Genomic DNA, 11,328 nt, shown 5'->3' on the forward strand with positions numbered 1-11,328 from the left:
CCGGTGTCGCCCACGGCGTGGCTGGGCCGGATGTCGCTGCGCACCCGCCTGCTGTGCCTGTCCGTCGCTCTCGTCGCGGTCGGTCTGCTCGGCACCGGCCTGCTGGTCACCACCGCCCTGCACGGCTACCTCCAGGGCAGGGTCGACGACCGGCTCGCCCTCACCGGACAGATCGCCGCCCGGTTGTCCCCGCCCTCCGACATCGACACGCCGCCGAGCGTGCGCGCCCTCAGCGTGCTCGGCGACACCACCGTGACCTACGTGGACGGCAACGGCGCCGCCCGCAGGAGGTTCGACGCCAGCACCGCCCCCTCGGGCGGCGGCCCCGACCTGCCCCGGCTCGACCGTGCGGGCGTCGTCGCCCACGGCGGCCGGCCCTTCACCGTGTCCGCCCTGGACGGCGAGCACAACTGGCGGGTCGTCGCGCTGACCCAGCCCGCCCAGGTCTTTCCGCCGGAACCCTCCGGGACCGGTGGATCCGTCGTCGTCGCCACCTCCATGGAAGAGGTCGACCGCACCATCACCAAGACCCGGAACCTCTCCCTGGCCGCGGGCGTCGCCCTGCTCGCGGTCCTGGGCGTCGCGGGCTGGTTCGCGGTGCGCTCCGGACTGCGGCCCCTCGCCCGGATCGAGGAGACCGCGACCGCGATCACGTCCGGCGACCACTCCCACCGCGTCCCCGAACCGGCCGCCCCGCACACCGAGGTGGGACGCCTGACCACCTGCCTCAACCAGATGCTCGACCGGATCGACACGGCCTTCCGGGCCCGCACCGAGGCCGAGGCGAGAACCCGGCGCTTCTTCGCCGACGCCAGCCACGAGCTGCGCACGCCGCTCGTCGGCATCAAGGGCTACACCGACCTGCACCGCATGGGAGCCATGTCCACCCGCGAGGACGTCGACCGGACGATGACCCGGATCGCCGAGGAGTCCGAACGCCTCACCCGGCTCGTCGAGGAGATGTTCCTCCTCGCCCGCCTCGACGAGGACGCCGACGGCGGGGGTACCGACAGTGGGAGCACCGACAGTGGGAGGACCACCGGCGCGCGCACCGCCCGGGAACCCGCCTTCGCCCTCGACCTCGCCCCCATGGACCTGCGCACGCTGGCCGCCGACGCCCTCCGTGACGTACGCGCCCTGGACCGCACGCGTCCGGTGACCCTGACCGGACCCGGCGGTGGAAAACCGGGCTCCGCCCCCGCCCACGCCGACGAGGCCCGGCTGCGCCAGGTCGTCACCAACCTCATCGGCAACGCCGTCACCCACACCCCCGCCGGCACCCCCCTCCGCATCGGCGTCGGCACGGTGGGCCGGCACGCCGTCCTGGAGGTCGCCGACGAAGGGCCCGGCCTCACCGCCACCGAACGCGCCCACGTCTTCGACCGCTTCTACCGCACCGACGACTCCCGTACCCGCGCCACCGGCGGTTCCGGCCTCGGTCTCGCCATCGCCCACGCCCTCGTCACCGCGCACACCGGCCGCATCACCCTCGACGGCGCCCCCGGACGGGGCTGCACCTTCCGCATCCTGCTTCCCCTGCCGGACGACCCGCCGCAGGCCCCGGCCACCGACGCGGCCACCTGACCACACGGCCACCCGCCCGACCGCCCGACCGCCCGGGGCGTCACGCGGACGGCCGGTCGGCGCGGCTCCGCAGGAAGAGCGCGGCGACGGCGACGCCGAGGAGGACCAGGGCCGCGTTGACGGCGATGGCCGTCGTGACGCCCCGGTGGACGGCGGAGGCGGTGGCCGCGCCCGCGGTGCCGGCGGTGACGACGGCGGACATGACCGGCGTGCCCATGGTGATGCCGACCTGCTGGGACATCGAGGCCAGCCCGGTGGCCAGGCCCTGTTCGGAGTCGGGCAGTCCGCTGGTCGCGGTGACCATGAAACCGACGATGACCAGCATGTTGCCGACGCCGCCGAAGAAGGTGGCGGGCAGCAGGAGGGCGAGGGACGCCCCGGTCGTCGTACCGAGGAGGAGCAGGGCCGCGGTGGACACCGCCTGGACGAGGCCGCCGAGGACGAGCACGGTCGGCGTGGACGTACGGGAGAGCAGCCTGGGTGCGGCCAGCCCGCCGACGACGGTGCCCAGGCCGAGGACGCCGAAGGAGACACCCGCCGCGAGGGCGGAGAAGCCCAGGGTCTTCTGGAGGTACAGGGTGAGCAGGTAGACCAGCGAGGTCTCGGTGGCGAAGGCGAGCAGGCCCAGCACATTGCCCCAGGCCACGTTGCGGCGCCCCAGCGTCGCGAGGGGTACCAGCGGCGCCGCCACCCGGCGCTCGATCAGGACGAACGCGGCGAGCAGGAGCGCGCCCCCGGCCAGCCCGGCCAGCGCGTGCGGGTGGGTCCAGCCGTACTCGCCGGCCTGGGTCATGCCGTAGACGAGACCGAGCAGACCGAGGGTGACGGTGAGCGCGCCGGGCAGGTCGAGGCCGGTGCGGGCGGCGGGCCTGGACTCCTTGATGACGGCCGGGGCGACGAGTACGACCGCGAGTGCCACGGGCACGTTGACGAAGAAGGCCCAGCGCCAGGAGAGCAGGTCGGTCAGGACACCGCCGAGGATCGCTCCGGTGGTGAACCCGGCCGACATCAGCGCACCGTTGATGCCGAGCGCCTTCCGCCGCAGGGGGCCTTCGGCGAACGAGGTCGTCAGCAGGGACAGGCCCGCCGGGGTGGCGGCGGCGGTGGCCAGGCCCTGGGCGACCCGGGCGGCGAGCAGCACCTCGGGGCTGGTGGTGAGGCCCCCGAGCAGGGAGGCGAGGCCCAGGAGGCCGATGCCGCCGATGAAGATCCTCTTGCGTCCGACCAGGTCGCCGATACGGCCGAGGAAGAGGGTGAAGCCCGCCGCCGACAGGGCGAACGAGGTGGCGACCCACTGCAGGTCGGAGAGGGCGAAGCCGAGCCCGTCGCCGATCGCGGGCAGCGCGACGTTCAGGATCGAGAAGTCGACGGCCAGCATGAACTGGGCGACCAGCAGGACCGCGAGGACCAGCTTCGACCGGCCGGTGAGCCGCTGCGGATCGGCCCCTGCCCCGGCGGCGACCCCTGCCCCGGCGGTGGCCGTGTCGGTGGTGGTGGTGGGCATGGTGTTCCCTCCAGAATCGTTAATGGGTCTGAGGTTCCATTACGGTTCCGGAAGGTAGCACGAAGCCAGGCAGTAAAGGAACTGTGGTTCCGATAAGGTGGAGGTCTGGCGTCATGAGCGCGCCGTGAGAGAGACGAGGGAGTCGTGATGCCGGACCCAGCCGCCCCCGGGACCCAGCGCCCCGGAGGCCGCACCGCCCGTATCCGTGAGGCCGTCCTCCAAGCGGCGGGCGACGCACTCGCCGCCGACGGCTTCGACACGCTCGACCTGGGGGAGATCGCCCGCCGCGCGGGCGTCGGCAAGACGACGGTCTACCGCCGCTGGGGGACCCCGGGCGGTCTCGCCGCCGACCTTCTGGCCGACATGGCGGACCAGTCGCTGCCCCGTGCCGACACGGGCACTCTGGAGGAGGACCTCCGGGCGAACGCGCGCCTTGTCGTCAGGACGCTCCACGACCCCCGCCAGGGGCGGCTCTTCAAGGCACTGATCGCGGCCTCCCTCTGCAACGGGCAGGCGGCCGAGGCCCTGCACCGCTTCTACGCCGTACGCGTCGACGAATGGGCGGGCTGTGTGCGGGACGCCGTGACGCGGGGCGAAGTCCCGGACGGCACCGACCCGCACGGCGTCGTGGCGGCCGTGTCCGCTCCGCTCTACTACGCGCTGCTCAACACCGGCCGGCCCCTCACCGAGGCCGACGCCGACCGTGCGGCCCGCGCGGCGAGCACCGCCGCGCGCGCGGGCGTGTGGGTGACGGGCTGAACGGAACAAGGTGACGGCGGCCCGGTCCGCGTCAAGTGCTGGGGTGCAAAGGCATGTTGCCGCGACAGGTCTGTCCGTCGTGATCAGGCCGGAATCCCCGTGTTCGACTTCGCCCGACCGCTCCGGGGCGCTATCTTCTCCCCGTCCGGACATTCGAGGGGGGGCGGGTGAGGAAGCTGTCTGTGCGGCCTGGTGACCGACCGCGCTGGGAGGTCAGAGTCGTCCGCCGGGCGGTGCTCCGCCTGGTACTGGCCTCGGTCACGGGCGGGATCGCCGGTCTGGTCCTCTACAGTCTCACCCGGGTGACCAGCCGCAGCCTGTTCGCCGTCACGGGAGCCCTCGCGGCCGTGGTGGCGCTGCTGGCCAGTGAGTGGTACCGGAAGGCGGCGCGCCTGACCGAGGTGAAGGTCACCATCCCGCAACTGAGCGAACTGACCTTCGCGGTCAACAACGACTCCCGTCAGGTCGCCTGGCACATGTTCGTCGAAACGGTGACGCGGGTGTCCACCCAACCCCTCGCCGACGACGAGGGCGTCGTCCGCGAGGCCCTCACGTCGATGTACGGGCTGTTCGCCACGACGCGGGAGACGCTGAAGGTGACCCGCCCCTCTCCGGTCGTCCCCAGTGGCCAGACGGTGGAGTACCTGGCGATCACCATGCTCAACCGTGAGTTGAGGCCCTTCCTGTCCAAGTGGCACCCGAGGCTGCGGGAGTTCGAACTGGCCCATCCGGACGGTTCGGAATCCACGTGGACGGACAACGCGGCCTGCCGGGCCGAACTCCAGCGGGTGCAGCAGCACATCCACGGCTACGCGGCCGGCTTCGCGCGCCTGGCCGGTGTCCGTGAGGCCGAAGCGCTGATCGGGCAGGTACCCGGGCCCCGCGACGAGGCCGGCGACCTGCGGCGCGACGCCGGGCGGACGGCCCGCCCGTAGGAATGGGCAGCGGCGACGGCAGGCGGATCGACGCGTTCGTCTCGTACAGCCGGGCAGCCGACTCCCGGCTCGCCCCGTCGATCCAGCGCGGCCTCACCCGCCTCGCCAGGAAGTGGTACCGCATCCGGGCACTGAACGTCTTCCGGGACCAGACGGACCTGTCCGCCTCCCACGCCCTCGGCGCCTCCATCGAGCGGGCGCTCGCCGACGCGCGGTTCTTCGTGCTGCTCGCCTCGCCGGCCGCCGCGGAGTCGAAGTGGGTGGGCAAGGAGATCGAGTTCTGGCAGCGCAACAGGACGAGCGACACGTTCCTCATCGCGCTGACCGACGGGACCATCAGGTGGGACGACGAAGCGGGGGACTTCGACTGGTCGGCGACCGATGCCCTGCCGCGGAGTCTGTCGGGGTACTTCGAGGCGGAACCGTTGTGGCAGGACCTCACCTGGTCCCGTGACGCCGACCGCCTCTCCCTGTGGCACGGAGAATTCCGTGACGCGGTGGCGACACTGGCGGCCCCGATCCACGGCTCCTCGAAACGCGCACTGGACAACGCGGAGGTCAAGGAGCACCGGGCACTGGTACTCGTGGGTGCGCTGGCCATGGCACTGATCCTCACCCTGGCCATTTCCTTCGGGATCCAGTTCTGGTTCGCGACGGCCGAAAGGAACCGGGCGAACGCGAACGCCCGTGATGCCACGGTCATGAGCGCGATCCAGGAGGCGCAGGCCGAGTTGGCCAATGCGGAGACGGGCTACGACGTCAGAGCCTATCGACGGCTGATGGCGGCACGATCCCTCGCGGGGAAACCGTCGGTGGAGGGCGCCGCCTACGATGCCGCGCTCGATGCCGCCTACGCCCGCCCCAACCTGCTGAAGGTCACCGAAGTCGGGAGCGAGGCCGGAAGCCTCGCCGCCATGACGGTCGACGGTCGGCGGGCCGCCCTGGGGGGAAAGGGGCAGCCGACGCTCTGGAACCCCGGCACCGGCCGCCCTTCCGGACCCGCCCTGGAAGCCAGGGACACCACGGATTCGGGGCTTCTCGCCCTCGCGTTCTCCCGCGACGGGAGACGTCTTGCCGCTGCCTACGACACGGTCGTTGTGCTCTGGGACGTGGAGTCAGGGAAGAAGATCAACGAATTCGCCAAGGATCACCGCACGACCGCTTCCATGGCGCTCAGTCCCGACGGGACGACCGTCGCCGTGGCCGGGGGAGGCCTGCGGATCTGGGACACCGGCAGCGGAAAGAGACTCGGAGAACCCTTGGGCGTGACGGGCGACCGGGTCGTCTTCAGCCCCGACGGCCGAAAGCTCGCCTTCGACGCGCTCAACAACGGGGGAACAGAGGTCCACGTCCGGGGTCTCGACGCGGACGACGCCGGTGAGGTCGTCATTCCGTACCCGCACGACCTGGTCAGCAGCATCGCCTTCGCGCCGGACGGAGGTGCCCTCGCAGTCGGTACCGACGACGGCGGACTGCAACTCCGGGACCCGGACTCCGGCGAGGCGGTGGGCCGGGCCATGTCCGGTCACCAAGGCGCAGTACGGGCCGTCACCTTCTCCGCCGACGGCTCCCGCATCGCCACGGCGGGGGCCGACAGGACGATCCGCCAGTGGAACGCGGCGGCCGGGTCCGCGATCGGCTTTCCGCTCACCGGCCACGCGGGTCCCGTCGACTTCATCGCCTTCTCGCGCGGCGGAGGTGAACTGGTCTCGCTCGGGGAGGACGCGACACTGCGCCGCTGGGACGCGAGGAACGCTCTCCTGCGAACCGGGCCCGCCGACGCGAGCGCCCCGGAGGCCCTCGCCGTCGACCCCCGCGGCAAGAAGGTGGCGGTCGGCAGCGCAGAAGGGGTGCGCGTCTTCAACCAGGGGACCGGCGCCCAAGTGGCGACACTGGACCTCCCGCAGGGTGCCCGAAGCCTGTCCTACGCGCCGGACGGCACCTCCCTGCTGATCGTGAGTGCCGACGGTGTCCGGGTGTGGGAGGAGGGGTCCGAGGTGCGCACGGTCACCCTCGACTCATCCGTCGGTCCGGTCAGCAGCGGGGCCTTCATGCCCTGGGGCCGGCAGATCGTGGTCGGCTCGTACGCGGGGAAACTCCTCTTCGAAGACCTGGACGCCGAGGCCGCCGGTACGCCCAGCGCCTTGATCGACATCAGGTGCTCGGCGCAGCATCTGTCCGTCAGCCAGGACGGGATGCAGGTCGCGTACGCCTGCGGCGACACAGGGGGTGTCGCCGACGCGAAGGCCGGAAGCGTTCGCACCTTCGAGGCCCAGGACAGCGTCACCGCCCTCGTGATCAGCCCGGACGGGCGCACCCTGATCATCGGAACCCGGGACGGCACGGTCTGGCGGCAGGAGCACGATGCCAAGGCATTCGTAGGAGTCGGGGTGCACCGGGGCGCGGTGCTTTCGCTCGCCCACAGTCCCGACGGCCGCTGGTTCGCCTCCGCGGGCGACGACGGTTCCGTCGTGATCCATCCACCCGGAGCCAGAGAGATCTCCGCCCGCATCTCCGCCCACACCGGTCCCGTCGGGGCCGTCGCCTTCAGCCGGGACGGCGGTCGTCTCTTCTCCCTGGGGGCCGACAAGGCGGCCCGGGTCTGGCACGTGTTCCAGGACCCACCGGGTGACCTGTGCGAGCGGATCACCTACAACATGTCCGAGTCCGACTGGAAGAAGTGGATCTCGGACAGCTTCGACTACCGCGACCAGTGTGCGGGCAAGCCGCGAGCGCACGGTTGACGCATTGGTCCAGACCTTCTACGTTGTGGGCGCTCAACTCCCTCACGCGCACGGTTCACCTCACCCCTGTACCACCCCACCACCACAGGGAGAGCCATGTACCACAGGCGCAGACCACCGACCAGGATCAGAACGCGGATCGCCGCACTGCTGACCGCGTTGCTGCTGCCGCTCGCGGCACTCACCGCGCTCGCGGCACCCGCCCAGGCGGCCGGGACACTGACCGCGACCTTCACCTCCCAGAGCAACGGGTCCGGATGGACGGGCAAGTACGTCGTCCACAACGCCGGCACGGCCGCCTCCGACGGCTGGACCCTGGAGTTCGACCTGCCACCGGGCGTGTCCGTGAGCGGGCACCTCTACGGCGAGGCCACGGTCTCCGGCAGCCACGTGACCGTCGAGAACGCCTACTACAACGGCAGGGTCCCGGCCGGCGGCACCACCGAGCCCTACAGCTACCAGTTCTCGGCGACCGGCCCGGTCGGCACCCCGAGCGGCTGCACCATCAACGGCGACAAGTGCGACGGCACCCCCGACGTGCCGCCGGCCGCCCCCGGGGCACCGGCGGCGACCGCGGTCACCGCGCACACGGTCGCGCTGACCTGGGCCGCGGCCCGGCCCGGTGACCACCCCGTCACCTCCTACGAGGTCCTGAAGGGAACGGAGACCGTCGCCACCACGAGCGGCACCTCCGCGACCGTCATCGACCTGACCCCGGCGACGAGTTACACGTTCACCGTCCGGGCCACCGACAAGCGCGGCAACGTCGGACCGGCCAGTGAACCGCTCACCGTCGAGACGGTGGACCCGGCGACCGACCCGACGCCGCCGACCGCGCCGGGCAACCCGGGCTCCACCGGCAAGACGGCCACCACCGTCGGCCTGGCCTGGGACAAGTCCACCGACAACGTGGCCGTGGCCGCCTACGACGTCTACCGCGGCGACACCCTGGCGAAGACCGTCGGGGCGGACACCACCACCGCCACGGTGGACGGACTCTCCCCGGCCACCGCCTACACCTTCACCGTCAAGGCCCGGGACACCGCCGACAACTCCTCGGCGGCCTCCGCGGCCGTGCGGGTGACCACCGACGACGTGGCCGGCGAGGGCAAGCAGCTCAAGGTCGGGTACTTCGTGCAGTGGGGCATCTACGGACGCCAGTACTTCGTGAAGAACCTCGACACCTCCGGCGCCGCCGAGCAGCTCGACGTCGTCAACTACGCCTTCGAGAACCTCGACCCGACCAACCTCACCTGCCAGGCCGGCGTCACCAAGGGCACCTCAGGCAACCCGCAGGACCCGGACGAGGGCACCGGCGCCGGTGACGCGGACGCCGACTACGCACGGCCCATGTCCGCCGCCCAGTCCGTCGACGGGGTCGCCGACGACGGCTGGGGCAAGCTGCGCGGCAACCTCAACCAGCTGAAGAAGCTCAAGGCCAAGTACCCGCACCTCAAGGTCGTCGTGTCGCTCGGCGGCTGGACGTACTCGAAGTTCTTCTCGGACGCCGCCGCGACGCCGGAGTCCCGGAAGAAGTTCGTCGAGTCCTGCATCGACGTGTGGATCAAGGGCAACCTGCCCGTCTACAACGGCGCGGGCGGTCCCGGCACCGCGGCCGGCATCTTCGACGGCATCGACATCGACTGGGAGTGGCCGGGCTCCGAGGGCCACCCGGGCAACCACTACGGCGCCCAGGACAAGGACAACCTGACAGCCCTGCTCGCCGAGTTCCGCACCCAACTGGACGCGCTCGGCGGCGAGCACCGACTGCTCACGGCGTTCACCCCGGCCGACCCGGCGAAGATCGAGGCCGGCTGGGACCTGTCCAAGATCTTCGACTCGCTCGACTACGCCAACGTGCAGGGGTACGACTTCCACGGCTCGGGCAGCGACAACTCCTGGGAGCCCAACCGCACCGGACACGCGTCCAACCTCTACGCGGACGCGGAGGACCCCTACCCCTTCCACTTCAGCATCGAGAACGCGATCCAGACGTATCTCGACGCCGGGGTCAACCCGCGCAAACTGACGGTCGGCTTCCCGTTCTACGGGCGCGGCTGGCAGGGCGTCAGCGAGGGCGGCGTCGCCGGTGAGTGGCAGGACGCGAACGGCGCGGCACCCGGCCAGTTCCCCGCCGAGGCCGGGGTCCGCGGCTACAGCAACCTGATCGGCAGCTACCCGTCCATGACCGTCCACCACGACGAGGAGTCGGTGTCCACCTTCGGCTACACCGGACCGGGCGGCCAGTGGTGGTCCTTCGACGACACCTGGTCGATCGGGAAGAAGACCGACTGGGTCAAGTCCAAGGGCCTGCTGGGCGGTTTCGTCTGGGAGATGTCCGGCGACACGGCCGACGGCCGGCTCATGACCGCGCTGGACAACGGACTGGAGTGACGCGAACCAGAGCCGCGTGACGCGCGCCACCGGCCCTGCCACCCCTCGCCGGGGGGTGGCAGGGCCCCTTCACGCCGCCAGGGCGGTGCAACCCAGCGCGAGCAGGGCGAGGACCTTCACGATCTCCAGGGCGATGTAGTAGAGGTGCGCGGTGGAGCGGTTCTCCGCCGGGTCGTCGCCCGCGAGCACCGCGTCGGAACGCCGGTTCAGGCGGGGGCGTACGACACCCAGCTGCACGGCCAGCACGGCCACCGCGACCGCGGTGAGCGTCACGACCGCCCAGGAGGGGCCGCCGGTGGCGACCGCGGCGACCACGGCGGCGGCGAGCACGGCCTCGGCGAGGTTCAGGGCACGGAAGACCATGCGGCCGATGCCGAGCCCGATCGGGATGGTCACCCCGGGGGCCCGGAACTTCAGCGGTGCCTCCAGGAAGGAGATCGCCAGTACCATGCCGAGCCAGAGGAAGGTGACGGCACCTGCCACGGCCGCCGACGTCGTGTCCATCGCGGAGACCTCGTCCTTCTCGTCGTCCTGCTCGGTGTCCTTCTGGGTGCGCCCCCATGCCAGAATGTACGACCACGGCCACGCCGCCCGCCCCGCGCCCCCCCGCATCGTCCCGCTCCGAGGTTCCCGTGACCAAGCCCGTCGCCCGTGAGCCGCAGCGCCGCAACGCGCGGTCGAACCGGGCGCGCATCCTGGCCACCGCCCGCCGGGAGCTTGGGCGGAACCCGGACACCACGCTGGAGGAGCTGGCCCGGGCCGCCGGTGTCGTACGGCGTACCCTCTTCGGCCACTTCCCCGGGCGGGCGGCGCTCCTGGAGGCCCTCGCCGAGGAGGCGTCCGAGGTGCTGCGGGGCGCGATGGCCGACGCGGCGGAACCGGACGAACCCGCCGACCGGGCGCTGGCGCACTTCACGCTGCTGATGTGGTCCGTGGGCGACCGCTACCGCATGCTGCTGGCCCTGGCCCGGCACGACCTGGGCGTGGAGCGTGTGGCCGAGATCCTGGCCCCGGCCCGCACCGAGGTCACCGCCATCCTGGAGCGCGGCCAGCGGGACGGGGCCTTCCCGGCCCAGCTGCCCCCCGCCGTGCTGAGCGCGGGCCTCGAGGCGATGGTCGTCGCGCTCCTGGAGCAGGTCAACACCGGTGCCCTGGAGGACGACGGCACCCGGACCGCCGCCGCCATGCTCATCGCGGCCGGCGTGCCGGAACGGCGGGCGCGGGCCGTCGTCGAGGCCGTGGGCCCGGCGGTGCGCGCGAAGTCCGTCCCGGCCGAGTAGGCCACCCCTTCCCGTTCAGCAGGCGCTCCCGATTGGCGGGCGCCTTATTTGCACGTCCATGTGCAACAAACTACGCTGCTCTTGTCTGCTCACTCATGGGCAATTAACTCGCCCTCGCTTGTCTTCGG

General features: G+C 71.8%; 8 protein-coding genes. 6 read left to right on the top strand and 2 right to left on the bottom strand.

Features of this window, described 5'->3' with window-relative positions; translation table 11 throughout:
- Window positions 1–30: 30 nt before the first annotated feature.
- Window positions 31–1,584: a HAMP domain-containing sensor histidine kinase gene (locus C4J65_RS26860; RefSeq protein ID WP_205351168.1), complete on the top strand. Its 1,554-nt coding sequence runs from the start codon at window positions 31–33 to the stop codon at window positions 1,582–1,584.
- A gap of 40 nt (window positions 1,585–1,624) precedes the next feature.
- Here the strand turns inward: C4J65_RS26860 and C4J65_RS26865 are convergent, their stop codons facing one another.
- Entirely contained in the window at window positions 1,625–3,088 is a 1,464-nt protein-coding gene (locus C4J65_RS26865; RefSeq protein ID WP_115744693.1) for an MFS transporter, read from the bottom strand.
- Window positions 3,089–3,235: 147 nt separating this feature from the next.
- Between C4J65_RS26865 and C4J65_RS26870 the strand changes: the two genes are divergently transcribed.
- From C4J65_RS26870 to C4J65_RS26885, 4 genes are all read left to right on the top strand, one after another.
- Window positions 3,236–3,847, top strand: coding sequence for a TetR-like C-terminal domain-containing protein (locus C4J65_RS26870; RefSeq protein ID WP_115744694.1), 612 nt, complete (start codon window positions 3,236–3,238; stop codon window positions 3,845–3,847).
- 167 nt (window positions 3,848–4,014) lie between these two features.
- A complete protein-coding gene (locus tag C4J65_RS26875; protein WP_240330521.1) occupies window positions 4,015–4,782 on the top strand; it encodes a hypothetical protein in 768 nt (255 codons plus the stop codon).
- A 2-nt stretch (window positions 4,783–4,784) separates the two neighbouring features.
- The gene (locus C4J65_RS26880; RefSeq protein WP_115744696.1) at window positions 4,785–7,526 is read left to right on the top strand and encodes a TIR domain-containing protein; all 2,742 of its coding nucleotides are present in this window, start codon (window positions 4,785–4,787) and stop codon (window positions 7,524–7,526) included.
- 96 nt (window positions 7,527–7,622) lie between these two features.
- On the top strand, window positions 7,623–9,920 hold the full coding sequence (locus C4J65_RS26885; RefSeq protein WP_115744697.1) for a glycosyl hydrolase family 18 protein: 2,298 nt from the start codon (window positions 7,623–7,625) through the stop codon (window positions 9,918–9,920).
- Between the two features lie 69 nt (window positions 9,921–9,989).
- Here C4J65_RS26885 and C4J65_RS26890 read toward each other — a convergent pair whose 3' ends face one another.
- Entirely contained in the window at window positions 9,990–10,424 is a 435-nt protein-coding gene (locus tag C4J65_RS26890; RefSeq protein ID WP_115746650.1) for a hypothetical protein, read from the bottom strand.
- A 128-nt stretch (window positions 10,425–10,552) separates the two neighbouring features.
- Between C4J65_RS26890 and C4J65_RS26895 the strand changes: the two genes are divergently transcribed.
- The gene (locus tag C4J65_RS26895; RefSeq protein ID WP_115744698.1) at window positions 10,553–11,200 is read left to right on the top strand and encodes a TetR/AcrR family transcriptional regulator; all 648 of its coding nucleotides are present in this window, start codon (window positions 10,553–10,555) and stop codon (window positions 11,198–11,200) included.
- Window positions 11,201–11,328 lie beyond the last annotated feature (128 nt).

Source organism: Streptomyces sp. CB09001, from assembly GCF_003369795.1.
Classification (GTDB): Bacteria; Actinomycetota; Actinomycetes; order Streptomycetales; family Streptomycetaceae; genus Streptomyces.